We start from the raw sequence: 26,832 nt of genomic DNA on the forward strand, positions 1-26,832 counted from the left end.
AGGCGAACCGGTCTCAGCGATCGGTCCCGGGCCGTACGGTCGTACCATCCGGCTCGTAGGGTCGCACCAGCCGCCCGGCCCGCGGCCGCCGCTCACCGGGCGGCTCCCAGCACCCCGGCCAACCCCTCGCGCACCAGGGCCGGCTGGAACGGCTGCCCGGTGAGCAGGTGCTGGAGCATCAGCCCGTCGGTGAAGGCCACCACCGCCCGGGCGGCGGCCCGGTCGCCGATCCGCCGGGCGAGCAGCGTCACCATCTCGTCCAGGCACTCGGCCGCGATCGGCCGGACCGCCTCGTGGCGCAGCGCCGCCAGGTACAGCTCGTACTCCAGCTCCACCCGCGCCCGGTCCCCGGCGAGGGTCTCGGCGACCAGGCGGGCCGCCTCGTCGGCGAGCGGCACGTCCGGGTCGATCCCGTCCACCCAGCGCGCGAAGTCCGCCAGCCACCAGCCGTTGGCCTGCCGCAGCGCGGCGACCAGCAGGTCGTCGAGGGTCGCGAAGTGGTACGTCGTGGAGCCCAGCGGGACGTCCGCGGCGGCCGCCACCGCGCGGTGGCTGAGCCCGGCGATCCCCCGCTCTCCGACCACCGCGAGCGCCGCGTCGATGATCCGCTGCCGCCGCTCCGGGTCGTAGCGCCGGGCCATCAGTGCGCCCCGTCGAGGTTGAGCACCACCACCCCGGCGATCACCAGCAGCACCCCGAAGATCTTGGCTGCGCTGGCGCTCTCGCCCAGGAACACCATCCCGATCGCGGCGATCGCCGCGGTACCGGCCCCGGCCCAGATCGCGTACGCGGTCCCGACGCTCATCGACTTGAGCGTCTGGGCGAGCAAGGCAAAGGCGAGTACGTATCCGAGGGCGGTGCCCAGCGAGGGCCACAGCTTGCTGAAGCCGTGGCTGTACTTCATCGAGGTCGTCGCGAGGACCTCGGAGAGGATCGCGCCGGCGAGCGTCAGATAGGCCATGCGTACGAGCGTACACATCGTTGTGTACGGCCGTACGCAACGAACGGGGGGAGACGGCTCCCGGCTCCCGGCTCCCGGCTCCCGGCTCCCGGCTCCCGGAACGACGAAAGCGGCCGTGCCCACCGGAGGAACCGGTGGACACGGCCGCTTCGACCGTGCGGTGGCGCCGCGGAGCGACGCTCAGACGTTGAACCCCAGCGCGCGCAGCTGCTCGCGGCCGTCGTCGGTGATCTTGTCCGGGCCCCACGGCGGCATCCAGACCCAGTTGATCTTCAGCTCGTTGACGATGCCGTCCGTGGCGGACCTCGCCTGGTCCTCGATGACGTCGGTCAGCGGGCAGGCCGCCGAGGTCAGCGTCATGTCGATGGTGGCGATGTTGGCGTCGTCGATGTGGATGCCGTAGATCAGCCCGAGGTTGACGACATCGATGCCCAGCTCGGGGTCGACGACGTCGTACAGCGCCTCGCGGACCTCTTCCTCCGAGGCCGGCTTGGTGGTGGTCGGGGTGTCGGTCATGCGGTCTTCGCCTCCTGGGAAAGGGCCTTGGCCGTGGCGTCCTTCCAGGCCATCCAGCTGAGCAGGGCGCACTTCACACGCGCCGGGTACTTGGAGACACCGGCGAACGCCACCGCGTCCTCCAGCACCTCCTCCATGGCGTCATCCGGCTCCACCTGGCCCTTGGACTGCATCAGCGCCAGGAACGTCTCCTGGATCCGCTGCGCCTCGCCGAGCTCCTTGCCGACCAGGAGGTCGTTGAGCACCGACGCGCTGGCCTGGCTGATGGAGCAGCCCTGCCCCTCGTACGACACGTCCTCGATGGTCGTGCCGTCGAGCCGCACGCGGAGCGTGATCTCGTCGCCGCACGTGGGGTTGACGTGGTGCACCTCGGCGTCGCCGTCCCGAAGACCGCGCCCGTGGGGGTGCTTGTAGTGGTCCAGGATGACGTCCTGGTACATGGAATCCAGCTTCACGACTCAGTCAGTCCTCGTCCTCATCCGCCGTGCTCGTTAACCGCGGTGATCATTAACCGAAGAAGTTGCGGACGTGCTCCAGGCCCTCGACCAAGGCGTCGACCTCACCCGGGGTGGAGTACAGATAGAACGACGCTCGCGTGGTCGCAGGAATTCCGTAGCGCAGGCAGACCGGGCGCGCGCAGTGGTGCCCCACCCGCACCGCGATGCCCTGCTCGTCCAGAACCTGGCCCACGTCGTGCGGGTGGATGTCGCCGAGCGTGAAGGAGAGCGTCGCCCCGCGGTCCTCGGCCGTGCTCGGGCCGATGATCTTGAGGTCGGGGACCTCCAGCAGCCGCTTGACGGCGTACTCGGTGAGCGCGTGCTCGTGCGCGGCGATGTTCTCCATGCCGATCGCGGTGAGGTAGTCCACGGCCGCGCCGAGGCCGACGGCCTGCGCGATCGGGGGCGTACCGGCCTCGAACTTGTGCGGCGCGGGCGCGTAGGTCGAGGAGTGCATGGACACCGTCTCGATCATCTCGCCGCCACCGAGGAACGGCGGGAGGTCCTCCAGCAGCTCCTGGCGGCCCCACAGGACGCCGATACCGGTCGGGCCGCACATCTTGTGGCCGGTGAAGGCCACGAAGTCGGCCTGCAGCGCCTGGACGTCCAGCACCATGTGCGGCGCGGCCTGCGAGGCGTCGATGCACACCAGCGCGCCGACCTCCTGCGCGCGCCGGACGATCGTCTCGACCGGGTTGACGGTGCCCATGATGTTGGAGACCAGCGTGAAGGAGACGATCTTCGTCTGCTCCGTGATGACCTCGTCGATGTTGGACAGGTCGAGGCGGCCGTCGTCGGTGATGCCGAACCACTTCAGCTTCGCGCCGGTGCGCTGCGAGAGCAGCTGCCACGGGACGATGTTGGAGTGGTGCTCCATCTCCGTGATGACGATCTCGGTCTCGCGGTCCACGCGGTAGGGCTCGTCGGCCCAGCCGAGCATGTTCGCCACGAGGTTGAGCGACTCCGAGGCGTTCTTGGTGAAGATCACCTCGTCGCGGCTCGGCGCGTTGATGAAGGCGGCGACCTTGTCGCGGGCGCCTTCGTACAGCGCCGTGGCCTCCTCGGCAAGCACGTGCACGCCGCGGTGGACGTTGGCGTTGTGGCGTTCGTAGTAGGCACTCAGGGCGTCGAGGACCTGGCGCGGCTTCTGCGAGGTCGCCGCGTTGTCCAGGTACACGATCTTCTTCCCGTCGTGGACCTGGCGGTCCAGGAGGGGGAAGTCCTTGCGGATCGCCTCTGTGTCGAGGAGGCCCGGCAGCTGTGTCACGCGGTCGTACCACCCTTCACGTACGCCTCGTAGCCCTCGGCCTCCAGCTTGTCCGCCAGCTCGGGACCGCCGGACTCGGCGATCCGGCCGTTGGCGAAGACGTGGACGTGGTCGGGCTTGATGTAGCGGAGAATCCGCGTGTAGTGGGTGATGAGCAGGGTGCCCACCTGGCCCGTCTCGCGGATGCGGTTGACGCCCTCGGAGACGATCCGCAGCGCGTCGACGTCGAGGCCCGAGTCGGTCTCGTCGAGGATCGCGATGGCCGGCTTGAGCAGCTCCAGCTGGAGGATCTCGTGGCGCTTCTTCTCGCCGCCGGAGAAGCCCTCGTTGACGTTGCGCTCGGCGAACGCCGGGTCCATCTGGAGACGCGCCATGGCCTCCTTGACCTCCTTGACCCACGTGCGGAGCTTGGGGGCCTCGCCGCGGATCGCGGTGGCGGAGGTGCGCAGGAAGTTGGAGACCGAGACACCGGGGACCTCGACCGGGTACTGCATGGCGAGGAAGACGCCGGCCCGGGCGCGCTCGTCGACGGACATCTCAAGGACGTCCTCGCCGTCGAGGGTGACGGTGCCACCGGTGATCGTGTACTTGGGGTGACCTGCGAGGGAGTAGGCGAGGGTCGACTTGCCGGAGCCGTTGGGGCCCATGATGGCGTGCGTCTCGCCCTGCTTCACGGTCAGGTCGACGCCCTTCAGGATCTCGCGCTGGCCGTTCTCGGCCTCGACGGAGACGTGCAGGTCGTGGATCTCAAGCGTTGCCATGGGGAACTCAGGACTCCTGGGTGACGGAGACGAGCACGTCGTCCCCTTCGATCTTTACGGGGTATACGGGGACGGGGCGCGTCGCGGGAAGGCCGGACGGCTTGCCGGTCCGCAGGTCGAAGCTGGAGCCGTGCAGCCAGCACTCGATCGAGCAGTCCTCGACCTCGCCCTCGGAGAGCGAGACGTTGGCGTGCGAGCAGATGTCGTTGATCGCGAACACCTCGCCCTCGGTGCGCACCAGCGAGATCGGCGTGCCGTCGATCTCCACCCTCTTGGGGGTGTCCTCCTCCAGCTCGCTCAGCGCGGCCGCGCGTACGTAGCTCATGCCGCGGACGCTTCCAGCTCGGCTTCGATCTTGCTCATCAGGCGCTCCTCGACGTCCGGGACGCCGATCTGCTGGACCAGCTCGGCGAAGAAGCCGCGGACGACCAGTCGGCGCGCCTCGTCGGCGGGGATGCCGCGGGCCATCAGGTAGAAGAGCTGCTCGTCGTCGAACCGGCCGGTCGCCGAGGCGTGGCCGGCGCCGACGATCTCGCCGGTCTCGATCTCCAGGTTGGGCACCGAGTCGACCCGCGCGCCGTCGGTGAGGACGAGGTTGCGGTTGAGCTCGTAGGTGTCGGTGCCGGTGGCGGCCGCCTGGATGAGGACGTCGCCGATCCAGACCGCGTGCGCGTCCTGGCCCTGCAGCGCGCCCTTGTAGGTCACGTGGGAGCGGCAGTTGGCCACGTCGTGGTCGACGAAGAGGCGGTGCTCCTGGTGCTGGCCTTGCTCGGTGAAGTACAGGCCGTAGAGCTCGGCCTCGCCGCCCGGCGCCGCGTAGGTGATCCGCGGGTGGAGGCGGACCAGGTCGCCGCCGAAGGTGACGACCACGGACTTGAAGGTGGCGTCCCGGCCGACCAGGGCGTTGTGCTGGCCGCAGTGGACGGCGGTGTCGTCCCAGTCCTGGACGGAGACCACGGTCAGCTTGGCGCCGTCGCCGAGGAGGTAGTCGACGTTGGCGGCGAGCACGCCGTCACCGGTGTGGTCGATGACCACGACGGCCTCGGCGAACGCGCCCAGCTCGATGACCTGGTGGCCGAAGGCGGTGCCGCCCTCGCCGTGCACCCGGATCCGGATCGGCTCGGTGAGGACCGTCTCCTTGGGGACGGTGACCACCGACGCCTTCTCGAACGTGCTGTACGCCTGCGCGGCGACCCGGTCCACCGGCGTGCCGGCCTTGCCGACCCGCGGGTCGGCGCGGTCGACGAGCTCGTGGGTGACGCCCTCGGGCGCGGTGATGTCGACCTTCAGGTCGGGACCGCCGGCCGCGGCGCTGCCGTCGTGCAGACCGCGCAGCCGCGCGAGCGGCGTGAACCGCCACTCCTCCTCGCGGCCGTGCGGCACCGGGAAGTCCGCCACGTCGTAGGACGGCGGGGCGCTCATCCGGGTGGCGACGGTGGACTCCGCGGCCACCGCGACGGAACCGGCGGTCGTGGAACCCAACGGGATGTTCTGAGCCTCAGCCATGGCTGTCGTCTAGCTCGCTTTCTGCGTTCTTGCGGGAGTCAGTCGCTGCGTGGGGGCCGGGGTCAGCCGACCGCGCCTTCCATCTGCAGCTCGATCAGCCGGTTGAGCTCCAGCGCGTACTCCATCGGCAGCTCACGGGCGATCGGCTCGACGAAGCCGCGGACGATCATCGCCATGGCCTCCTGCTCGCTCAGACCCCGGCTCATCAGGTAGAAGAGCTGGTCCTCGCTGACCTTGGAGACGGTCGCCTCGTGGCCCATGGAGACGTCGTCCTCGCGGACGTCCACGTACGGGTAGGTGTCCGAGCGGGAGATGGTGTCCACCAGCAGCGCGTCGCACAGCACGTTGGACTTGGAGCCCGCGGCGCCCTCGCCGATCTCGACCAGACCGCGGTAGGAGGTCCGGCCGCCGCCCCGCGCCACCGACTTGGAGACGATGTTGGAGGAGGTGTTCGGCGCCATGTGGACCATCTTGGAACCGGCGTCCTGGTGCTGGCCCTCGCCCGCGAAGGCGATCGAGAGGGTCTCGCCCTTGGCGTGCTCACCCATGAGGTAGACCGCCGGGTACTTCATGGTGACCTTGGAACCGAGGTTGCCGTCGACCCACTCCATGGTCGCGCCCTCGTAGGCGACGGCGCGCTTGGTGACCAGGTTGTAGACGTTGTTCGACCAGTTCTGGATGGTCGTGTAGCGGCAGCGGCCGCCCTTCTTCACGATGATCTCGACGACCGCGGAGTGCAGCGAGTCCGACTTGTAGATCGGCGCGGTGCAGCCCTCTACGTAGTGGACGTAGGCGTCCTCGTCGACGATGATCAGCGTCCGCTCGAACTGGCCCATGTTCTCGGTGTTGATCCGGAAGTAGGCCTGCAGCGGGATGTCCACGCGGACACCCTTGGGCACGTAGATGAACGAGCCACCGGACCAGACCGCGGTGTTCAGCGACGCGAACTTGTTGTCGCCGACCGGGATGACCGTGCCGAAGTACTCCTGGAAGAGCTCCGGGTGCTCCTTCAGCGCGGTGTCGGTGTCCAGGAAGATGACGCCCTGAGCCTCCAGGTCCTCACGGATCTGGTGGTAGACGACCTCGGACTCGTACTGCGCGGCGACACCGGCGACCAGGCGCTGCTTCTCCGCCTCCGGGATGCCCAGCTTGTCGTAGGTGTTCTTGATGTCCTCGGGCAGGTCCTCCCAGGAGGCGGCCTGCTGCTCGGTGGAGCGGACGAAGTACTTGATGTTGTCGAAGTCGATGCCCGAGAGGTCGGAACCCCAGGTCGGCATGGGCTTCTTGTCGAACAGCTTCAGCCCCTTGAGGCGCAGCTTGAGCATCCACTCCGGCTCGTCCTTCTTCGACGAGATGTCGCGGACGACGGCCTCGGACAGGCCGCGCTTGGCAGCGGCGCCGGCGATGTCGGAGTCGGCCCAGCCATATTCGTACTTACCCAGTCCCTCGAGCTCAGGGTGAGCAGTCTCCGTGGGGAGCGTCATGCGGGGTTCCTCCCGGCCGTGCTAGCAGATGCTGTGGTGGTCTTGGTGGGGCGCTCACCGGTGCGGTGAGCTGCCTTGCCGGCGCCGGCCTTCGGGACGAAGGTCGTGCACACCCCGTCGCCGTGGGCGATGGTGGCAAGGCGCTGTACGTGGGTCCCGAGCAATCGGGAGAAGACCTCGGTCTCCGCCTCGCACAGCTGCGGGTACTGCTCGGCGACGTGGACGACCGGGCAGTGGTGCTGGCAGAGCTGTTCACCGAGCTGTGGATTGGGCGCACTGCGCGCCGTAGCAGCGTACCCGTCCGCGGTCAACGCCTTCGCCAGGGCCTCGGTGCGGGCCTCCGGCGCGGCCGTCTCGACCGCCTCGCGGTACCCCTCGGCCTGGGCGGCGAGCCGGGCCCGGGCGAACGCGGCGACCGCCGCCTCGCCCTTGGCGCCGCCGCCCGCGCTCTGCGCGATCCAGCGCATCGCATCGGCGGCGAGGTCGTCGTATGCCTGGTCGAAAGCGTCCCGACCGCACTCGGTGAGGGCGAACGCCTTGGCCGGACGGCCGCGGCCGCGAGCGCCGTAGACCCGCTTCTCGCGAGGCTCCACGACCCCCTCGGCGACCAGCGCGTCCAGATGACGGCGGACCGCGGCCTGGGTCAGCTCCAGACGGAGGGCCAGCTCGGCCGCGGTGGACGGGCCGTGGTCGAGGACGGAGCGGGCGACGCGGTTGCGAGTGCCGCGCTGCTCGTCGTGCGCGGGCGCGGTGGAGTCCGGACCGGCGGTCTGCCGGGCCGCGGGCCCCTTCCGATCCTCGCTCGCGTTTTTCACAACGCCATTGTTGCGTAATTCGTCGAAGCGATTCAACCCCGTATCGCATCGCGGACCGGTGGCCTCCATCACTTAGGGTCACCTAATGACGGGGTCGCCCCTCACGCTCCGAAACCGGCATCGGCCCTTCCGGAGGACCGCTCCGGAGGCCGCCCCCGCACGCCTCCTGGACAGGTCCCGGCCCCCGCTCCCGGCACCCCGTCCCGCTCCGTAGACTGCCCGGCATGCCCAGCACCTCCCCAGGGGACGCCCCCCGCTCCCCCGGCCGTGAGCCTGCCGTCGAGGTCGTCGGCCTGGTCAAGCGGTACGGGACCAAGACCGCCGTGGACGGTCTCGACCTCACCGTCGCACGCGGCACCGTGACCGCCGTCCTCGGCCCCAACGGCGCCGGGAAGACCACCACCGTCGAGACCTGCGAAGGCTACCGGCGCCCGGACGCCGGCCGGGTCCGCGTCCTGGGACTGGACCCGGTCGCCGACGCCGCCGCCCTGCGCCCGCGGATCGGCGTGATGCTCCAGTCGGGTGGGGTCTACGCGGGCGCCCGGGCCGAGGAGATGCTCCGGCACACCGCCACCCTGCACGCCCACCCCCTCGACGTGGACCAGCTGATGGACCGGCTGGGCCTGGACAGCTGCGGGCGCACCTCGTACCGGCGGCTGTCCGGCGGCCAGCAGCAGCGGCTCGCCCTGGCGATGGCCGTGGTCGGCCGCCCCGAGCTGGTGTTCCTGGACGAGCCGACGGCCGGTCTCGACCCGCAGGCCCGGCGCGCCACCTGGGAACTCGTCCGGGAGCTGCGCGCCGACGGCGTCAGCGTGGTGCTGACCACCCACTTCATGGACGAGGCCGAGCAGCTCGCCGACGACGTGGCGATCATCGACGGCGGCCGGGTCGTCACCCAGGGCAGCCCGGAGCAGCTGTGCAAGGGCGGCGCCGAGAACAGCCTGCGCTTCACCGGCCGCCCCGGCCTGGACGTCGCCTCGCTCCTCAAGGCGCTGCCGGCCGACAGCGCCGCCGCCGAGCTGACCGCCGGCACCTACCGCGTCCAGGGCCGGATCGATCCGCAACTGCTGGCCACCGTGACCTCGTGGTGCGCCCAGAACGGTGTGATGCCCGCCGCGATAGCCGTCGAGCGCCACACGCTGGAAGACGTCTTCCTGGAGCTGACCGGCAAGGAGCTGCGCGCATGACCACCGCGACCGGTACGTTCGCCCCCCGGCCCGGTGCCGCACCGCTGCCCCGGATGATCCGCGCCCAGGCCGCCCTGGAGACCAGGATGCTGCTGCGCAACGGCGAGCAGCTGCTGCTGACCGTGATCATCCCGACGCTGCTGCTGGTGCTGTTCTCCGCGGTCCGCATCATCGACACCGGCGCCGGCAAACCGGTGGACTTCCTCGCGCCGGGCGTCCTGGGGCTCGCCGTGCTGTCCACGGCGTTCACCGGGCAGGCCATCGCCACCGGCTTCGAGCGGCGCTACGGCGTGCTCAAGCGGCTGGCCGCCTCGCCGCTGCCGCGCTGGGGGCTGATGACCGCGAAGACCTGCGCGGTGCTGGTCACCGAGGTGCTCCAGGTCGCCCTGCTGACCGCGGTCGCCCTCGCGCTGGGCTGGTCCCCGCACGGCAACCCACTCTCCGTGGTCCTGCTGCTCCTGCTGGGCACCGCCGCGTTCTCCGGTCTGGGGCTGCTGATGGCCGGCACCCTCAAGGCCGAGGCCACACTGGCCGCCGCCAACCTGGTCTTCCTGCTGCTGCTGGTCGGCGGCGGGGTGATCGTCCCGATGGACAAGTTCCCGGCCGCGGCCCAGCAGGTGCTCCAGTTCCTGCCGATCTCCGCGCTCTCGGACGGGCTGCGGGAGGTCCTCCAGCACGGCGCCGGCCTGCCCCTGGCCGACCTGGGGATCCTGGCCGTCTGGGCCGTCCTGGGCCTGGGCGCGGCGGCGAAGTTCTTCCGCTGGGAGTAGTCGGGGCGCGTCGGGGGCGCAGCACGCCCCCGACCAGGCCCGCACGCCCGTTTCGCACCCCTCGTGAAAACACGCACAAGCCGCCGCCTACGATGACACCCGTGCCGAACACGCTGAATCCCCTTGAGCTGATCGCCCGCCACTGGCAGCCCTCCGCGCGCTTCGTCCGGCGGGCGGCGCTCGCCGCCGTCGTGATGGCCGTGGTCATCGTCGTGACCGGCGGCGCGGTCCGGCTGACCGAGTCCGGTCTGGGCTGCTCGACCTGGCCCAAGTGCACGCCGGACAGCCTCACCCCGACCGCCGCGATGGGCATCAACGGCCTCATCGAGTTCGGCAACCGCCTGCTGACCTACGTCCTGTGCGCGGTCATCGGGCTGTTCATCATCGCCGCCCGGGCCCGCGCCCCGCGTCGCCGCTCGCTCACCCGGCTCGGCTGGGCGCAGTTCTGGATCGTGATGGGCAACGCGGTCTGGGGCGGCGTCGTCGTACTGACCGGCCTGAACCCGTACCTCGTCGCCGCGCACTTCCTGCTCACCAGCGCCCTGCTCACGGTCGCCGTGCTGAGCTGGCAGCGCGCCAAGGAGGGCGACGAGGAGCCGCGCGACCTGGTCGCCCGGCCGGTCAGGCAGCTGTCCTGGCTGCTGGTGGCGGCGACCGGCGCGCTCACCGTCATCGGCACGGTCGTCACCGGCACCGGCCCGCACGCGGGCGACGCGCACAAGGTCCACCGCATCCCGCTGAACTGGCAGGAGATCACCCAGCTCCACGTCGACTTCGTCTACGTCGTGGTCGGGCTGAGCGTCGCGCTGTGGTTCGCCCTGCGCGCGGTCAAGGCCCCGGCCGCCGCGCGCCGGACGGCGCTGGAACTCCTCGGCTGCATCGCCCTCCAGGGCGTCATCGGCTACGTCCAGTACTTCACCGGCCTGCCGGAGATCGTCGTCGGCCTGCACATGCTGGGCTCGACCCTGGTCTGGATCGCCGTGCTGCGGGTCTGCCTGTCGCTGCGCGACCGCGGCCCGCTCCAGGAGGACGACGAGCGCCCGGCGGCCGCCGACGAGGCGACGGACGCTCAGCTCGCCTCCGCCGCCAGCCGGTAGACCCGGCGCGCGGTCCCCGAGCCGATCAGCTCGGTGATCCGCCGCCCGTCCGCGGCGGCGCACAGCCCTTCGGCGGTCCACTCCCCCATCACCCGCGCCATGGCCCGGGCGAAGAGCCGGGCCGCGGTGACGTAGAGCTCGGGCAGCCCGCGCGCCCCCGAGGAGAACAGCAGCTTGCCGAACGGCGCCTGGCCCAGCGCCTCCTCGGGGAACGGTCCGGTGTCCGCGTACACGTGGGCGTGCACCCCGGCGAGTTGTGCGGCCCGCCGGTGGTGCGGGGCCGCGGGCAGCAGCACGAGGTCGGAGCCGAGCCCGGCGGTGGCCCGGAGGAAGGCGGCCAGCGGCTGCGGGTCGGAGCAGTGCAGCTGTACCGGGAGCCCGGTCGCCACCGCGCTCCACAGCAGGTGCCGGACGAGCGCGGGCTCCCCCAGCGGCTCCCCGGGGCGCCGGCCGCGCAACCAGCGGTCAGCGGCCCGCCATACCTCACCCGCCCCCGGGGCGTGCCCCTCGCAGTACACGGCGCCCGAGGCGAAGGCGGTGGCGTGCTGGGCGGCGGAGTACAGGGCCTCGGCGGTGTAGCCGAGGAAGGAATCGACGCTGCCCGAAGTGTCGGCGACCTGCTCGGCGAGCGGTTCCAGCCGGACCACCTCATGGGCGCGGCCCTCGGCCGCGGCGGCGAGTTCGGCGGCCGAGGTCAGGCCGCCGGGAGTGCCGGACTCCACCAGGAACGTGCCGATACCGGCCCCGCGGAGCAGCATCCGGCCGGCGTGGAAGGCGCCCACCTCGCGCCGGCGGGCCAGATAGCGCACCGGCGCGCAGTGCGGCTCCAGACCGAGCAGCGGGGGGCACCAGCGGCGTATCGCGAGACCGGTGCGGGTGTCGAAGTGGCTGGTGCCGGCGGGGGCCGGACCCTGCGCACGGGCCGCGGCGGCCAGATGGGCCTCGAAGGAACCGAGGCCCAGTTCACCGTGGACGGCGCCGTGGCTGTGCTGGTCGACGAGCGGGGGGAGTGTGTCCATCCGCCCCTCCTCGCCATCAGCCCGATGGGCGTGGCCGGTCCACCGCGCCTGTGAGCTTAACGGGCGAGCCGGTGGTGAGGTAGCGGGCGATGCGCCCCGGCGCACGGCACCGGGGCGGGAGTTCGAGCGTCCTACGCGTTGGCCGGGCCGCCCACCTGGATGCCGGCCATCCGGGACCACTCGTAGCGGCCGGTGCGGACCTTGGCGGCCAACTCGCCGTCGAAGTCGTCCTGGAGCGTGATCCCGGCCTGCTCGGCGGCCCGCTCGGCGGCGGCGTAACTGTCCGCGACGAGGTTGCCCCATTCGCCGTTGGCACCGACCAGGGCGATCCGGGTGCGCCCGCGGCCGATGTGGGCCAGCTGCCCCTCAGCGCTGCCGCCGTGGGTGCTCGCGAAGGCCCGGATCTGCTTGGCGAGTCGGGCCGCCTGCTTGTCGGCCCGCTTCTGCGCCGGGGTCGCGGTGGCCGTGCCGCCCGCCGCCTGCTCGTCCGCCTGCTGGGTGTCTGCCATGGTCAGCATGCTACTCGCGAGTACTGCTTTTGTGGGGGTGATCCCCCACACCTCCTAGCGCAGGAACGGGTCCACGGCGACGGCGACGAACAGCAGCGACACGTAGGTGATGGACCAGTGGAACAGCCGCATCTCCTTCAGCTTGGACCCGGTGATGCCGGCCTTGGCACGGCCCTGGAGGGCGTGCGCCTCACGCAGCCAGAAGGCGCCGCAGGCGACCGCGACCGCGGTGTAGAACCAGCCCGTGTAGCCCAGCGGCTGGAGCAGCAGCGAGACCCCGACCATCACCCAGCTGTAGAGGACGATCTGCCGGGCGACGACCTTGTTGCCCGCGACGGCCGGCAGCATCGGCACGCCGGCCCGCTTGTAGTCGTCCGAGACCTTCATCGACAGCGGCCAGTAATGCGGCGGTGTCCAGAAGAAGATGACGAGGAAGAGGACGACGGACGCCCAGGAGACCGTGTTGGTCACCGAGGACCAGCCGATGAAGACCGGCATGCAGCCCGCGATGCCGCCCCAGACGATGTTCTGCGAGGTCCGCCGCTTGAGGATCATCGTGTAGACGACGACGTAGAAGAGCAGCGCCCCGAGGGACAGCATCGCCGACAGCGGGTTGACGAGGTACCAGAACCAGGCGGTGGAGCCGACCGCGAGGACGGTGGCGAAGACCAGGCACTCGCGCGGCGAGACCATGCCCGTCACCAGCGGCCGCTGGGAGGTGCGGTCCATCAGCGCGTCGATGTCGCGGTCGAGGTACATGTTGTACGCGGCGGCACCGCCGGCGGAGAGGTATCCGCCGATGCAGGTCGCCAGCACCAACCACAGGTCCGGCACACCACCGGCCGCCAGGAACATCACCGGCACCGTGGTCATCAGCAGCAGCTCGATGACCCGCGGCTTGGTCAGCGCGAAGAACGCCTTGAGCCGGGCCCCGAACGGCCGGTTACCGGGACTCCCGGGGACCTGAGAGAGCCCCCCCGCAGGACGGGTTTCGACGGCCGTCACGCACACCCCTGGAAGTTAACGTCAGCGGCCTGGGCCGCGGAGATAAGGCCAGCAAGCTCCGCCGGCGGTGAACACCCGGTAAAGGCTTGCGCTTACCACGCCACTTTAGACGTTGGCCATACGGCGGCTCTCGCGGGGGTGGGGTCGTGTTGGGCGCCCGGCCGCGGGGTGGTGGTGGCGGCTCTCCCGGCGGACCCCGCGGCGGTTTGTCCGGAGCATTCCCGGGACGTTCGCCCGGCGTTCAGGAGGCGGAGGCGCCCGGTGCCCGGCAGTCTGGTCCTATGGCGCGACCTCGGCGCCGGGAATACCCCAAGTGTCTACTTCGTTGCCCTAAGCGACAATTGTTCCCTCGACAGCCATCCGCCGAGTGAGCGCCCCGACCACCGACTGAGCACCGACTGAGCGGTGAAATCACCGACTGAGCGTCGAAAAGGCGGGCGCATTTACGGGGGTAGGCTCGACACCGCCTGGCGGACATGCAGTCCGCGTTCGACATGTGGAGAGGAGCCCTGACTCAGGGTGAGCACCAAGCCGACCACCACAGATTTCGAGTGGACCGAACTGGACCAGCGGGCGGTGGACACCGTCCGCGTCCTGGCCATGGATTCCGTGCAGAAGGTCGGTAACGGCCATCCGGGTACGGCCATGAGCCTGGCGCCCGCCGCCTATGTTCTCTTCCAGAAGCTGATGCGGCACGACCCCGCCGACGCGGACTGGACCGGCCGGGACCGGTTCGTCCTCTCCGCAGGCCACTCCAGCCTGACCCTCTACATCCAGCTCTACCTGGCCGGCTACGGCCTGGAGCTGGACGACCTCAAGAGCTTCCGCACCTGGGGCTCGAAGACCCCGGGTCACCCGGAGTACGGCCACACCACCGGCGTCGAGACCACCACCGGCCCGCTGGGCCAGGGTGTCGCCAACGCCGTGGGCATGGCGATGGCGTCCCGTTACGAGCGCGGTCTGTTCGACCCCGAGGCGGCGCAGGGCACCTCGCCCTTCGACCACATGGTGTACGTCGTCGCCGGTGACGGCTGCCTCCAGGAGGGCATCGCCGCCGAGGCGTCCTCCATGGCCGGCCACCAGAAGCTCGGCAACCTCGTCATGCTGTGGGACGACAACCACATCTCCATCGAGGGCGACACCCAGACCGCCGTCTCCGAGGACACCCTCAAGCGCTACGAGGCGTACGGCTGGCACATCCAGCGCGTCGACCAGCGTCCCGACGGCGACCTGGACCCGGCCGGCCTGGCCAAGGCCCTGGAGGCCGCCAAGGCCGAGACCGAGCGCCCGTCGTTCATCGCGGTCCGCTCGATCATCGCCTGGCCGGCCCCCAACGCCCAGAACACCGAGGCCGCGCACGGCTCGGCGCTGGGCGACGAGGAGATCGCCGCCACCAAGCGCGTGCTGGGCTTCGACCCGGAGCAGTCCTTCGAGGTCGCCGACGAGGTCCTGGCGCACACCCGCGGCGCCCTGGACCGCGGCCGCGAGGCCCGCGCCGAGTGGGAGAAGTCGTTCGCCGCCTGGCGGACCGCCAACCCCGAGCGCGCCACCGAGTTCGACCGGATCGCTGCGGGCGAGCTGCCCCAGGGCTGGGAGGACCACGTCCCCTCGTTCGAGACCGGCAAGGCCGTCGCCACCCGCGCCGCGTCCGGCAAGGTGCTGCAGGCGCTGGGTGCGGTCATCCCCGAGCTGTGGGGCGGCTCCGCCGACCTCGCGGGGTCGAACAACACGACGATCGACAAGACCTCGTCGTTCCTGCCGGAGGGCAACCCGCTGCCGGGCGCCGACCCGTACGGCCGGACCATCCACTTCGGTATCCGCGAGCACTCCATGGCCGCGGAGATGAACGGCATCACGCTGCACGGCAACACCCGCGTCTACGGCGGCACCTTCCTGGTGTTCTCCGACTACATGCGCAACGCCGTCCGGCTGTCCGCACTGATGCACCTGCCGGTGACGTACGTGTGGACGCACGACTCCATCGGCCTGGGCGAGGACGGCCCGACCCACCAGCCGGTCGAGCACCTGGCCTCCCTGCGCGCCATCCCGGGCCTGAACGTCGTGCGCCCGGCCGACGCCAACGAGACCGCCATCGCCTGGCGCGAGATCATGCGCCGCTGGACGAAGGAGTTCGGCGTGGGCGCCCCGCACGGTCTGGCGCTGACGCGTCAGGGCGTGCCGACGTACGAGGCCGACGAGAACACCGTCAAGGGCGGTTACGTCCGCTTCGAGGCCGAAGGGGCCGACGGCCGGAGCGCCGAGCCCCAGGTCGTGCTGATCGCCACCGGTTCCGAGGTGCAGCTGGCCGTCGCGGCCCGCGAGCAGCTCCAGGCCGAGGGCGTCCCGACCCGCGTGGTGTCGATGCCGTCGGTGGAGTGGTTCGAGGAGCAGGACCAGGAGTACCGCGACAGCGTGCTGCCGCCGTCCGTCAAGGCCCGGGTGGCCGTGGAGGCCGGCATCGGCCTGACCTGGTACCGCTACGTCGGGGACGCCGGGCAGATCGTGTCGCTGGAGCACTTCGGCGCCTCGGCCGACGCCAAGCTCCTGTTCCGCGAGTTCGGCTTCACCCCCGAAGCGGTGGCCGCCGCCGCGCGGGAATCGCTGACCGCCGCCGCGCGCTGACGCCCGTATACGACAAGTAGGAGATGCAGAACCCATGACAGACGCACTCAAGCGCCTCTCCGACGAGGGCGTGGCGATCTGGCTGGACGACCTGTCGCGCAAGCGCATCACGTCCGGCAACCTGGCCGAGCTGATCGACCAGCAGCACGTCGTCGGCGTCACCACCAACCCCTCGATCTTCCAGAAGGCGATCTCCTCGGGCGACGGCTACAGCCAGCAGCTGGCTGACCTGGCGACCCGCAAGGTCACCGTGGACGAGGCGATCCGCATGATCACCACGGCGGACGTCCGGGACGCCGCCGACGTGCTGCGTCCGGTCTTCGAGGCCACCGGCGGCCAGGACGGCCGGGTCTCCATCGAGGTGGACCCGCGGCTGGCGCACCACACCGCGCCGACCATCGCCGAGGCCAAGCAGCTGGCGTGGCTGGTGGACCGCCCGAACACGCTGATCAAGATCCCGGCCACCAAGGCGGGCCTGCCGGCCATCACCGAGGTGATCGGCCTGGGCATCAGCGTCAACGTCACCCTGATCTTCTCGCTGGAGCGCTACCGCGAGGTGATGGACGCGTACCTCGCGGGCCTGGAGAAGGCCAAGGCCGCGGGCCTGGACCTGTCCGAGATCCGTTCGGTGGCGTCGTTCTTCGTGTCCCGCGTGGACAGCGAGATCGACAAGCGCCTGGAGAAGCTCGGCACCGACGAGGCCAAGGCGCTCAAGGGCAAGGCCGCGCTGGCCAACGCCCGGCTGGCGTACCAGGCGTACGAGGAGGTCTTCTCCTCCGAGCGCTGGTCCGCCCTCGACAAGGCGGGCGCCAACAAGCAGCGTCCGCTGTGGGCCTCGACCGGCGTGAAGGACCCCGCGTACAAGGACACCCTGTACGTGGACGACCTGGTCGCCCCGGGCACGGTCAACACCATGCCGGAGGCCACCCTGCAGGCCACCGCCGACCACGGCCAGATCATCGGTGACACGGTGCGCGGCACCTACGCCGCCGCCCGGGCCGACCTCGACGCGATCGCTGCGCTCGGGATCTCGTACGACGACGTCGTGCAGCTCCTGGAGGACGAGGGCGTGGAGAAGTTCGAGGCGTCCTGGAACGACCTGCTCAAGTCGACCGAGGCGGAGCTCGCGCGCCTCGCTCCTTCGGAGGGCTGATCCCTTGACCGCTGTTCATGGAGCGAACCCGCTCCGTGACGCCGCGGACCGACGGCTCCCGCGTATCGCGGGGCCGTCGGGCCTGGTCATTTTCGGCGTCACTGGCGATTTGTCGCGCAAGAAGCTGATGCCCGCCGTCTACGACCTCGCGAACCGGGGTCTGCTGCCGCCGGGCTTCTCGCTGGTCGGCTTCGCCCGTCGCGAGTGGGAGGACGAGGACTTCGCGCAGGAGGTGTACGAGGCTGTCAAGCAGCACTCCCGTACGCCGTTCCGCGAGGAGGTGTGGCAGCAGCTGGTCCAGGGCTGCCGCTTCGTCCAGGGCAACTTCGACGACGACGAAGCCTTCGAGACGCTCAAGGACACCATCAACGAGCTCGACAAGGCGCAGGGTACGGGCGGCAACTTCGCCTTCTACCTGTCGGTGCCGCCGAAGTTCTTCCCCAAGGTCGTCCAGCAGCTCAAGAAGCACGGGCTGGCCGACCAGAAGGCGGACTCCTGGCGCCGCGCGGTCATCGAGAAGCCCTTCGGCCACGACCTGGCCAGCGCGCAGGAGCTCAACCGGATCGTCCACGAGGTCTTCCCGCCCAACGAGGTCTTCCGGATCGACCACTACCTGGGCAAGGAGACGGTCCAGAACATCCTGGCGCTGCGGTTCGCCAACACCATGTTCGAGCCGCTGTGGAACCGCAGCTACGTCGACCACGTGCAGATCACGATGGCCGAGGACATCGGCATCGGCGGCCGGGCCGGCTACTACGACGGCATCGGCGCCGCCCGTGACGTCATCCAGAACCACCTCCTCCAGCTGCTCGCGCTGACCGCCATGGAGGAGCCCGCCTCCTTCGAGGCGGACGCGCTGGTCGCGGAGAAGACCAAGGTGCTGGGCGCCGTCCGGCTGCCGAAGGACCTCGGCAAGGAGACCGTCCGGGCGCAGTACACGTCCGGCTGGCAGGGCGGCGAGAAGGTCGTCGGCTACGTCGAGGAAGACGGCATCGACCCCCGGTCGAAGACCGACACCTACGCCGCGATCAAGCTCGGGATCGACAACCGCCGCTGGGCGGGCGTCCCCTTCTACCTGCGGACCGGCAAGCGCCTGGGCCGCCGGGTCACCGAGATCGCGGTGGTCTTCCAGCGCGCTCCGCACTCCCCGTTCGACCACACCGCCACTGAGGAGCTGGGGCAGAACGCCCTGGTCATCCGGGTGCAGCCGGACGAGGGCGTGACCGTGCGGTTCGGCTCCAAGGTGCCCGGCACCTCGATGGAGGTGCGCGACGTCTCGATGGACTTCGCGTACGGCGAGTCCTTCACGGAGTCCAGCCCCGAGGCGTACGAGCGGCTGATCCTCGACGTGCTGCTCGGCGACGCCAACCTCTTCCCGCGCCTGGAGGAGGTCGAGCTCTCCTGGAAGATCCTCGACCCGATCGAGACGTACTGGGACAAGCACGGCAAGCCCGCGCAGTACCCGGCGGGCACCTGGGGTCCCGACGAGGCGGACGAAATGCTCGCACGAGACGGACGGAGCTGGCGTCGGCCATGAAGATCGATCTGACGGAAACCACAGCCAGCAAGATCAACAAGGCACTGGTCCAGGGCCGCCGCGCCGTCGGCACCCCGGCCATCGGCATGGTGCTCACCCTCGTCATCGTCACCGACGAGGAGAACGCCTACGACGCCCTGAAGGCCGCCAACGACGCCTCCCGCGAGCACCCCTCGCGCACCCTCGTCGTCATCAAGCGGGTCAGCCGGTCGCCGCGCGACCGCGCCAAGGCCCGCCTGGACGCCGAGGTGCGGGTCGGCACGGACGCCGGCACCGGCGAGACGGTGGTGCTGCGGCTGTACGGCGAGGCGATCGACCACGCCCAGTCCGTGGTGCTGCCGCTGCTGCTGCCGGACGCCCCGGTCGTCGTCTGGTGGGCGGTCAACGCCCCGCTGGACCCGGCCAGCGACCCGCTCGGCGCGCTGGCGCAGCGCAGGGTCACCGACGCCTACGCCTCCGAGGAGCCCGTCCGGGACCTCTCCGCACGCGCCGGCACGTACACCCCGGGTGACACGGACCTGTCCTGGACCCGGATCACGCCCTGGCGTTCGATGCTGGCGGCGGCGCTCGACCAGTCGCCGTGCACGGTCACCTCGGCCGTGGTCGAGGGCGAGGAGTTCAACCCCAGCTGCGAGCTGCTCGCCATGTGGCTCGCCAGCAGGCTGGACGTACCGGTCGAGCGCACCGTTTCGACCGGCCCCGGGCTCACCGCGGTGCGCCTGGAGTCCAGTGGCGGAACGATTGTCCTGGACCGCCCGGACGGCTCCCTCGCCACCCTCTCCATGCGCGGCCAGCCGGACCGCGCGGTGGCGCTCAAGCGGCGGGAGACCTCCGAGCTGCTCGCCGAGGAGCTGCGCCGGCTCGACCCGGACGACATCTACGCCGCCGCGCTGAAGTACGGCGTGGAGCGGATCGGCGAGCCGGGCGGAGCGCCGGCGGCACCGGCCGCGGCGGACCGGCCGGCGGACCCGGTCGGCGGCAAGGCCGCGGACGAGGACAGCGCCCCGGCCAAGCCCGCGGCGAAGAAGGCGCCCGCCAAGAAGGCGGCCGCCAAGTGAGCACACCTCAGGTCGTCGTCCACCGCGACAAGGAGCTGATGGCGAAGGCCGCCGCGGCCCGGCTGATCACCAAGATCGTCGATGCCCAGTCGGCCCGCGGCACCGCCTCCGTCGTGCTCACCGGCGGGCGCAACGGCAACGGGCTGCTCGCGGCCCTGGCCGAGGCGCCCGCCCGGGACGCGATCGACTGGTCCCGGCTGGACCTGTGGTGGGGCGACGAGCGGTTCCTGCCGGACGGCGACCCGGAGCGCAACTACACCCAGGCCCGCGAGGTGCTGCTGGACAGCGTCCCGCTGGACCCGGCCCGGGTGCACCCGATGGCGCCCTCGGACGGCCCGTTCGGCCACGACGCGGACGCCGCCGCGGAGGCGTACGCGGCCGAACTCGCCGCCGCCGCGAGCCCGGAGCACTATCAGTCGGCGGCCACCGACGGGGGCGGCGCGGTGCCGTCCTTCGACGTACTGCTGCTGGGCGTCGGCCCGGACACCCACGTCGCCTCGCTCTTCCCCGAACTCCCCGCGGTGTACGAGCGGGAGCGGTCCGTGGTCGGGGTGCACGGCGCCCCCAAGCCGCCGCCCACCCGGGTCACGCTGACCCTGCCCGCGATCCGCGCGGCACGGGAGGTGTGGCTGCTGGCGGCCGGCGAGGACAAGGCCAACGCCGCGGCCATCGCGCTGTCCGGTGCCGGCGAGGTGCAGGCCCCGGCGGCCGGGGCACGCGGCCGCAGCCGGACGCTGTGGCTGTTGGACGAGGCGGCCGCCGCCCAGCTGCCGCGCGCCCTCTACCCCCCGGCGTCCTCCTGAGCCGGGCGGCGCGCCGGGCCCACCGGAGCGCCGCGCACACGCCGACGGCCCCACACCCCCGCGGGTGTGGGGCCGTCGGCGTATCGCATCAACGCCCGCGCAGCTCGCGGTACTTGGCGACCAGGCCGGCCGTGGAGGCGTCCAGGCCCGGCACGTCGGCGCCCTCGGCGAGCGCCGGTTCGACGCGCTTGGCCAGGACCTTGCCCAGCTCGACGCCCCACTGGTCGAAGGAGTTGATGTTCCACACCGCGCCCTGGACGAACACCTTGTGCTCGTAGAGCGCGATCAACTGGCCCAGCACCGACGGGCTGAGCTCCGACGCCAGGATCGTGGTGGTGGGGTGGTTGCCCTGGAAGGTGCGGTGCGGCACCAGTTCCTCGGCGACGCCCTCGGCCCGCACCTCGTCGGAGGTCTTGCCGAACGCCAGCGCCTGGCCCTGCGCGAAGAGATTGGCCATCAGCAGGTCGTGCTGGGCGACCAGGTGCGGCTGGAGGTCCTCGACCGGCCGGGCGAAGCCGAGCAGGTCGGCCGGGATCGTCTTCGTGCCCTGGTGGAGCAGTTGGTAGTAGGCGTGCTGGCCGTTGGTGCCGGGGGTGCCCCAGACCACCGGGCCGGTCTGCCAGCCGACCGGCCGGCCCTCGCGGTCCACGGACTTGCCGTTGGACTCCATGTCCAACTGCTGGAGGTAGGCGGTGAACTTGGAGAGGTAGTGGCTGTAGGGCAGCACGGCGTGCGCCTGGGCGTCCCAGAAGTTGCCGTACCAGATGCCCAGCAGGCCCAGCAGCAGCGGAGCGTTCTCCTCCGGCGGGGCGGTGCGGAAGTGCTCGTCGACGAGGTGGAAGCCGGCCAGCATCTCGCGGAACCGCTCCGGGCCGATCGCGACCATCAGCGACAGGCCGATGGCGGAGTCGTACGAATAGCGGCCGCCGACCCAGTCCCAGAACTCGAACATGTTGTCGGTGTCGATGCCGAACTCGGCGACCTTCTCGGCGTTGGTCGACAGCGCCACGAAATGCTTGGCGACCGCTTCCTGGCCGGCGCCGAGACCGGCCAGCAGCCAGTCGCGGGCGGAAGTGGCGTTGGTGATCGTCTCGATGGTGGTGAAGGTCTTCGAGGCGATGATGAACAGCGTCTCGGCCGGGTCCAGATCGCGGACCGCCTCGTGCAGGTCGGCGCCGTCGACGTTGGAGACGAAGCGGAACTGCATGTCCCGGTGGGTGTAGGCGCGCAGCGCCTCGTACGCCATCGCGGGGCCCAGATCCGAGCCGCCGATACCGATGTTGACGACCGTTTTGATGCGCCGGCCGGTGTGGCCCTTCCAATTCCCGGAGCGGACCCGGTCGGCGAACGTCGACATCCTTGTCAGGACGTGCTGCACCGCGGGGACGACGTTCTCCCCGTCGGTGGCGATGACCGCCGAGCCGGGCGCGCGCAGCGCGGTGTGCAGCACGGAGCGGTGCTCGGTGATGTTGATCTTCTCGCCGCGGAACATCGCGTCCCGCAGCTCGGCCACGCCGGTCGCCGCGGCCAGTTCGCGGAGCAGTCGCAGGGTCTCGTCGGTGACCAGGTGCTTGGAGTAGTCCAGGTGCAGATCGCCGACCTGCAGGGTCAGGCGCCCGGCACGACCGGGGTCCTTGTCGAACAGCTCGCGCAGGTGCACCTCCCCCATCTGCTCGCGGTGCTTGCTCAACGCGGTCCACTCAGGCATCTGGTCGAGCCTGCCGCGGCCTTCTGCGTTCATTCGGACATCAGCCTTCTTCGTCTCGTAGCGGCCCCGCCGTTCTCCAACCTAATTGATCAGGGCGCGGTATGAGGTATCTGTCCCCTGTCGGACGAGGTGCTGTCGCCGCCCCGAACAACCGGTATCAGCACCACGGTGCCCACCCCCAGCAGCGCGGCGGCCAGCAGCGCCGGGGAGTTGGGCCCGCAGACCACCGCGGCCGCGCCGCCCAGCAGCGCGCCCAGCGGGGTCCCGGCGATCGAGGCCGTGCGGAACGCGGAGCTGATCCGGCCCAGCATCGCCTCCGGTGCGCGCTGCTGCACCACCGTGGTCTCCAGGACGTTCCACACCGTGCCGGCGAAGCCGAACACGCCCAGCGCCAGCGCCGCGGGCCACAGCGCACGTACCGTGCCGAACACCACCAGCACCGCGGTCTCCACCACACCGGCCACCAGCAGGGTGCGGAGCTGACCGCCGAGCGCGGCGACGACCCGGCCGGCCAGCAGCCCGCCGAGCACCGTGCCGGCGCCGTATCCCGTGGTCACCGCGACATAGCCGAAGTCCCCCGCGCCCAGCCAGTCCTTGACGATCACGACGAGTTCGGCGATCAGCGCGCCGATGCCGACGTTGCCCAACGCCACCGAGAGGCAGCACCCCCGCAGCACCCGGTCGCCCCGCAACGCCCGTACGCCCTCCGCGATTTCCCGCCGCAGGGTGCGCCCGGACGGGGCCGGCGGCCGGGGCGGCGCACCGGTGCGCAGCGACGCCACCAGGGCGGCGGCGATCAGGTACGTCGCCGCGTCGGCCACGAAGGGCAGCGCGACGCTCACCCCGATCAGCACCGGCGCCACCGGTCCCCCGACGAACCGGCCGACGACCTCCTGCCCGGTCATCAGACGGGCGTTGGCGGTGGTCAGCGCCTCCCTGGGCACCACCGCCGGCAGCAGGGCGGTGGCGGCGTTGTCGAAGAGCGTCTGGAGGGTGGTGAGCGCGAAGGCCAGCGCCAGCAGCAACCCGATACCCGCCGCGCCCGCCGCCACCGCCAGTGCGAAACCGCCCATCAACAGCCCGCGCAGCAGATCGACCGCCCACATCGCCCGCCGCTGGTCGACCCGGTCGGCGACCGCGCCGCCGAGCAGTCCGAAGAGCAGCCACGGCGCGAACCCGCAGGCGGTGACCAGCGCGATCAGCAGCGGATCGCTGGTCACCGCATGGGCGAGCAGCGGCAGGGCGGTGCCCCGCAGCGCGTCACCGAAGCGGGAGACGACGGCGGCGCTCCACAGCCGCCCGAACCCGCCGCCCCAGGCGAACCCGGCAACTCCCGCCGCACCGCCCGCTTCCGTCCGCGCCATGCCCGCCCCCGTACCGCGCCTCCGAAGACCCCCGAGTGGGATCCGCCGCTACGAAAACCGTACGGTCGACCACTGACAACGGGCCTGGGGCAACTTCCCCATCCCACCCCTCAGATGCCGCCGGCCCCGCCCGGCACCGCGCGGCGGGACCCGGAAACGCGGCCGGCCCGGCGGGAGGGACGCGGTGTCCCTCCGGCCGGGCCGGTCGTATCGAGCGGGGTGAACGTGTGGTGCGGTTCCGTCAGATCTCGCCGCGGAGTTTGGCGAGCGCCTCGGCCAGGATCGCCTCGCCGTCGGCATCGCTGCGGCGCTCCCGGACGTAGGCGAGGTGCGTCTTGTACGGCTCGGTACGCGGCGGGTCCGGCGGGCTGTCCCGGTCCTTGCCGGCCGGGAAACCACAGCGGGGGCAGTCCCAGGTGTCCGGCACCTGGGCATCGCCGGCGAAGCTGGGCTGCGTCTCGTGCCCGTTGGAGCACCAGAAGGAGATGCGGATGCGCGGCGCGGACTCGCCACGCTCGGCCTCCCCCATCGGCCCCGCCCCGACCCGACTTCCTCGGATCGCGTTGCCACTTGCCACGGTCGTAACTCCCTGCGTAATGGTGCCGCGTGCCTCTCACAGCAACTGCGCTGCGGGCGCCCCAGTGTACGAAAGGCCCAACGCGCGTCCAGTGACACGAGTTACCGTCCCGGGACGCTGCCTTCATGATAGGCCGCGTCCCCGACGGCGTGTCAGCTGCCGAGCTTCATCAGGATGCCGAGCACCACGATGCAGGCGAACCACAGCAGACCGATCACGATGGTGATGCGGTCGAGGTTGCGCTCGGCGACCGAGGAGCCGCCGACCGTGGACTGCATACCGCCGCCGAACATGTCGGACAGACCGCCGCCCTTCCCCTTGTGCATGAGCACCAACATCATCAGCAACACGCTGAAGATGATGAGGGCGATCGAGAACCCGATGACCACGGCTGGACCAACTCTCTGAGGACTGTCGGACGGAACGTGCCGGCCGTCCGGCGGGGCCGGACGGTGCGGGGCCGGGCGGTGCACGCGACACCGGACCCGGCCCCGACAGGGTACGACGGGCCGGGCCCGTCGTCATAGCTGCTACTGATCGCGGAAGCGGACGATCTTCACGAACTCGTCCGCATCCAGTGCCGCGCCGCCGATCAGGGCGCCGTCCACATCCGGCTGCGCCATGATCGCCGCGACGTTGCCGGACTTGACCGAGCCGCCGTACTGGATGCGGACCTTGTCGGCCAGCTCCTGGCTGTAGAGCTCGGCGAGGCGGCCGCGGATGGCACCGCAGACCTCCTGCGCGTCCTCGGGCGTGGCGACCTCGCCGGTGCCGATGGCCCACACCGGCTCATAGGCGATCACGATCGTCTCGGCCTGCTCGGCCGGGACGTCCTTCAGACCGCCGTCGACCTGGGCGAGGGTGTGCGCGACCTGGTTTCCGGCCTTGCGGACGTCCAGGCCCTCGCCGACGCACAGGATCGGGGTCAGGCCGTGCTTGAACGCGGCCTTGACCTTGGCGTTGCAGATCGCCTCGTCCTCGCCGTGGTACTGGCGGCGCTCGCTGTGGCCGACGGCCACGTAGGCGCACTTGAGCTTGGCCAGCATGGCGCCGGAGATCTCACCGGTGTAGGCACCGGAGTCGTGCGCCGACAGGTCCTGGGCGCCGTACTTGAACTTGAGCTTGTCGCCGTCGACGAGGGTCTGCACCGAGCGCAGGTCGGTGAAGGGCGGCAGGACCGCGACCTCCACCTGGTCGAAGTCCTTGTCGTTGAGGGCGAAGGCGAGCTTCTGGACGTGGGCGATGGCCTCGAGGTGGTTGAGGTTCATCTTCCAGTTGCCCGCCATCAGCGGGGTGCGGTCACTCACGGTTGTTCAGTCCTCCAGAGCGGCGAGGCCGGGGAGCGTCTTGCCTTCGAGGTACTCGAGGCTGGCGCCGCCGCCGGTCGAAATGTGGCCGAAAGCATTCTCGTCGAAGCCGAGCAGGCGTACCGCGGCGGCCGAGTCACCGCCGCCGACGACGGTGAAGGCGTCCGACTCCAGCAGCCCCTGCGCCACGGCCTTGGTGCCGTTCGCGTAGTCGGGGTGCTCGAAGACGCCCATCGGGCCGTTCCAGAAGACGGTGCCCGCGTCGGCGAGCTTCGCGGCGTAGAGCTCGCGGGTCTTCGGGCCGATGTCCAGGCCCTCCTTGTCCGCCGGGATGGCGTCCGAGGCGACGACGTCGTAGGTGGCCGGGGCCTTGGTCTTCAGGTCCGGGAAGTCGGCCGAAACCAGCACGTCGACGGGGAGCACGAACTCCACGCCGCGCTTCTCCGCCTCCGCCAGGTACTTCAGGCAGACCGGGATCTGGTCCTTCTGCAGCAGCGAGATGCCGACCTCGTGGCCCTTGGCTGCGAGGAAGGTGTACGCCATGCCGCCGCCGACCAGGATGCGGTCGGCCTTCTTGAGCAGGTTGTCGATGACGGCGAGCTTGTCGGAGACCTTGGCGCCGCCGAGCACGACGGCGTACGGGCGCTTGACGTCGTCGGTGAGCTTCTTCAGGACGCCGACCTCGGTGGCGATCAGGTCGCCGGCGGCGTGCGGCAGCCGCTTGGGCAGGTCGAAGACCGAGGCGTGCTTGCGGTGCACGGCGCCGAAGCCGTCGCCCACGTAGAGGTCGGCGAGCTCGGCGAGCCGGTCGGCGAAGGCGCCGCGCTCGGCGTCGTCCTTGCTGGTCTCACCGGCGTTGAAGCGGAGGTTCTCCAGGACGGCCACCTGGCCGTCGGCCAGGCCCGCGGTCACGGACCGGGCGGAGTCGCCGACCGTGTCGGTGGCGAATGCCACGTCCCGACCGAGGATTTCACCGAGCCGCGCGGCCGCGGGGGCCAGCGAGAAGGCGGGGTCCGGGGCGCCCTTGGGACGGCCCAGGTGGGAGGCGACGATCACCTTGGCGCCGAGCGCGGCCAGCTTGGCGATCGTCGGGGCGACGGCGCGGATCCGGCCGTCGTCGGTGATGGTGGTGCCGTCCAGAGGAACGTTGAGATCGGCGCGGACGAAGACCCGCTTGCCGGCGACGCCTTCCGTGGCGAGGTCGTCGATCGTCTTCATATGAAGTGACTCCGTTGTAGTCCGTCATGGGACGGGGCCCGTACGACGCGTTTCCGCGTCCTACGAGCCCCGTCCACACATTCCGGTGCCT

The 26,832-nt window shown here is 70.9% G+C and carries 27 protein-coding genes; 8 read left to right on the plus strand and 19 right to left on the minus strand.

Features of this window, described 5'->3' with window-relative positions; all coding sequences use genetic code 11:
- Positions 1–92 precede the first annotated feature (92 nt).
- The 10 genes from CG747_RS08455 to CG747_RS08500 form a co-directional block, all read right to left on the minus strand.
- Positions 93–641 carry a TetR/AcrR family transcriptional regulator gene (locus CG747_RS08455; protein ID WP_100601026.1) on the minus strand — a complete coding sequence of 183 codons (549 nt, stop codon included), beginning with the start codon at positions 639–641 and terminating at the stop codon, positions 93–95.
- Complete coding sequence (locus CG747_RS08460; RefSeq protein ID WP_100601027.1) at positions 641–961, minus strand: multidrug efflux SMR transporter; 321 nt, start codon at positions 959–961, stop codon at positions 641–643. The genes CG747_RS08455 and CG747_RS08460 overlap by 1 nt, the downstream gene beginning before the upstream one ends.
- 180 nt (positions 962–1,141) lie before the next feature.
- Complete coding sequence (locus CG747_RS08465) at positions 1,142–1,477, minus strand: metal-sulfur cluster assembly factor (protein WP_016578639.1); 336 nt, start codon at positions 1,475–1,477, stop codon at positions 1,142–1,144.
- Positions 1,474–1,932 carry a Fe-S cluster assembly sulfur transfer protein SufU gene (gene sufU, locus CG747_RS08470; protein WP_100601028.1) on the minus strand — a complete coding sequence of 153 codons (459 nt, stop codon included), beginning with the start codon at positions 1,930–1,932 and terminating at the stop codon, positions 1,474–1,476. Before sufU ends, CG747_RS08465 begins: the two co-directional genes overlap by 4 nt.
- A gap of 52 nt (positions 1,933–1,984) precedes the next feature.
- A complete protein-coding gene (locus tag CG747_RS08475) occupies positions 1,985–3,241 on the minus strand; it encodes a cysteine desulfurase (RefSeq protein ID WP_100601029.1) in 1,257 nt (418 codons plus the stop codon).
- Positions 3,238–4,002: a Fe-S cluster assembly ATPase SufC gene (gene sufC, locus CG747_RS08480; RefSeq protein WP_100601030.1), complete on the minus strand. Its 765-nt coding sequence runs from the start codon at positions 4,000–4,002 to the stop codon at positions 3,238–3,240. Before sufC ends, CG747_RS08475 begins: the two co-directional genes overlap by 4 nt.
- 7 nt (positions 4,003–4,009) lie before the next feature.
- Positions 4,010–4,327, minus strand: a complete 318-nt coding sequence (locus CG747_RS08485; RefSeq protein WP_030411902.1) for a non-heme iron oxygenase ferredoxin subunit — start codon at positions 4,325–4,327, stop codon at positions 4,010–4,012.
- Positions 4,324–5,508 carry a Fe-S cluster assembly protein SufD gene (gene sufD, locus CG747_RS08490; protein WP_100601031.1) on the minus strand — a complete coding sequence of 395 codons (1,185 nt, stop codon included), beginning with the start codon at positions 5,506–5,508 and terminating at the stop codon, positions 4,324–4,326. Before sufD ends, CG747_RS08485 begins: the two co-directional genes overlap by 4 nt.
- Before the next feature lie 62 nt (positions 5,509–5,570).
- A complete protein-coding gene (gene sufB / locus CG747_RS08495) occupies positions 5,571–6,992 on the minus strand; it encodes a Fe-S cluster assembly protein SufB (protein WP_100601032.1) in 1,422 nt (473 codons plus the stop codon).
- Positions 6,989–7,807, minus strand: coding sequence for a metalloregulator ArsR/SmtB family transcription factor (locus tag CG747_RS08500; protein WP_100601033.1), 819 nt, complete (start codon positions 7,805–7,807; stop codon positions 6,989–6,991). The genes sufB and CG747_RS08500 overlap by 4 nt, the downstream gene beginning before the upstream one ends.
- Before the next feature lie 224 nt (positions 7,808–8,031).
- Between CG747_RS08500 and CG747_RS08505 the strand changes: the two genes are divergently transcribed.
- The 3 genes from CG747_RS08505 (at position 8,032) to CG747_RS08515 (ending at position 10,861) form a co-directional block, all read left to right on the plus strand.
- Positions 8,032–8,994: an ABC transporter ATP-binding protein gene (locus tag CG747_RS08505; RefSeq protein ID WP_100601034.1), complete on the plus strand. Its 963-nt coding sequence runs from the start codon at positions 8,032–8,034 to the stop codon at positions 8,992–8,994.
- Positions 8,991–9,764 carry an ABC transporter permease gene (locus tag CG747_RS08510; protein WP_100601035.1) on the plus strand — a complete coding sequence of 258 codons (774 nt, stop codon included), beginning with the start codon at positions 8,991–8,993 and terminating at the stop codon, positions 9,762–9,764. Before CG747_RS08505 ends, CG747_RS08510 begins: the two co-directional genes overlap by 4 nt.
- 101 nt (positions 9,765–9,865) lie before the next feature.
- The gene (locus tag CG747_RS08515; protein WP_100601036.1) at positions 9,866–10,861 is read left to right on the plus strand and encodes a heme A synthase; all 996 of its coding nucleotides are present in this window, start codon (positions 9,866–9,868) and stop codon (positions 10,859–10,861) included.
- Here the strand turns inward: CG747_RS08515 and CG747_RS08520 are convergent.
- From CG747_RS08520 to CG747_RS08530, 3 genes are all read right to left on the minus strand, one after another.
- On the minus strand, positions 10,834–11,880 hold the full coding sequence (locus CG747_RS08520; protein WP_100601037.1) for an amidohydrolase: 1,047 nt from the start codon (positions 11,878–11,880) through the stop codon (positions 10,834–10,836). The genes CG747_RS08515 and CG747_RS08520 overlap by 28 nt on opposite strands.
- A gap of 131 nt (positions 11,881–12,011) precedes the next feature.
- A complete protein-coding gene (locus CG747_RS08525; RefSeq protein WP_100601038.1) occupies positions 12,012–12,398 on the minus strand; it encodes a hypothetical protein in 387 nt (128 codons plus the stop codon).
- 45 nt (positions 12,399–12,443) lie between these two features.
- Positions 12,444–13,394 carry a heme o synthase gene (locus tag CG747_RS08530; RefSeq protein WP_100601039.1) on the minus strand — a complete coding sequence of 317 codons (951 nt, stop codon included), beginning with the start codon at positions 13,392–13,394 and terminating at the stop codon, positions 12,444–12,446.
- 519 nt (positions 13,395–13,913) lie between these two features.
- Between CG747_RS08530 and tkt the strand changes: the two genes are divergently transcribed.
- The 5 genes from tkt to pgl are packed head-to-tail and all read left to right on the plus strand — an operon-like array spanning position 13,914 to position 20,567.
- Complete coding sequence (gene tkt / locus CG747_RS08535; protein WP_100601040.1) at positions 13,914–16,016, plus strand: transketolase; 2,103 nt, start codon at positions 13,914–13,916, stop codon at positions 16,014–16,016.
- Positions 16,017–16,050: 34 nt separating this feature from the next.
- A complete protein-coding gene (gene tal, locus CG747_RS08540; protein ID WP_100601041.1) occupies positions 16,051–17,169 on the plus strand; it encodes a transaldolase in 1,119 nt (372 codons plus the stop codon).
- A 4-nt stretch (positions 17,170–17,173) separates the two neighbouring features.
- Positions 17,174–18,706, plus strand: coding sequence for a glucose-6-phosphate dehydrogenase (gene zwf, locus CG747_RS08545; protein ID WP_100601042.1), 1,533 nt, complete (start codon positions 17,174–17,176; stop codon positions 18,704–18,706).
- On the plus strand, positions 18,703–19,764 hold the full coding sequence (gene opcA / locus CG747_RS08550; RefSeq protein ID WP_100601043.1) for a glucose-6-phosphate dehydrogenase assembly protein OpcA: 1,062 nt from the start codon (positions 18,703–18,705) through the stop codon (positions 19,762–19,764). Before zwf ends, opcA begins: the two co-directional genes overlap by 4 nt.
- Positions 19,761–20,567 carry a 6-phosphogluconolactonase gene (gene pgl / locus CG747_RS08555; protein WP_100601044.1) on the plus strand — a complete coding sequence of 269 codons (807 nt, stop codon included), beginning with the start codon at positions 19,761–19,763 and terminating at the stop codon, positions 20,565–20,567. The genes opcA and pgl overlap by 4 nt, the downstream gene beginning before the upstream one ends.
- Positions 20,568–20,655: 88 nt before the next feature.
- On the opposite strand, the gene pgi is transcribed toward pgl, so the two are convergent.
- From pgi to pgk, 6 genes are all read right to left on the minus strand, one after another.
- Complete coding sequence (gene pgi, locus CG747_RS08560) at positions 20,656–22,308, minus strand: glucose-6-phosphate isomerase (protein WP_100601045.1); 1,653 nt, start codon at positions 22,306–22,308, stop codon at positions 20,656–20,658.
- Positions 22,309–22,364: 56 nt separating this feature from the next.
- Positions 22,365–23,639: an MFS transporter gene (locus CG747_RS08565; protein WP_180985443.1), complete on the minus strand. Its 1,275-nt coding sequence runs from the start codon at positions 23,637–23,639 to the stop codon at positions 22,365–22,367.
- Positions 23,640–23,880: 241 nt separating this feature from the next.
- On the minus strand, positions 23,881–24,216 hold the full coding sequence (locus CG747_RS08570) for an RNA polymerase-binding protein RbpA (protein ID WP_016578660.1): 336 nt from the start codon (positions 24,214–24,216) through the stop codon (positions 23,881–23,883).
- A 152-nt stretch (positions 24,217–24,368) separates the two neighbouring features.
- Positions 24,369–24,605, minus strand: a complete 237-nt coding sequence (secG, locus tag CG747_RS08575; protein WP_100601046.1) for a preprotein translocase subunit SecG — start codon at positions 24,603–24,605, stop codon at positions 24,369–24,371.
- Positions 24,606–24,746: 141 nt separating this feature from the next.
- Entirely contained in the window at positions 24,747–25,523 is a 777-nt protein-coding gene (gene tpiA, locus CG747_RS08580; protein ID WP_100601047.1) for a triose-phosphate isomerase, read from the minus strand.
- 6 nt (positions 25,524–25,529) lie between these two features.
- The gene (gene pgk, locus CG747_RS08585) at positions 25,530–26,741 is read right to left on the minus strand and encodes a phosphoglycerate kinase (RefSeq protein WP_100601048.1); all 1,212 of its coding nucleotides are present in this window, start codon (positions 26,739–26,741) and stop codon (positions 25,530–25,532) included.
- Positions 26,742–26,832 lie beyond the last annotated feature (91 nt).

Origin of the sequence: Streptomyces sp. CB02959 (assembly GCF_002803155.1) — a bacterium.
GTDB lineage: Bacteria > Actinomycetota > Actinomycetes > Streptomycetales > Streptomycetaceae > Streptomyces.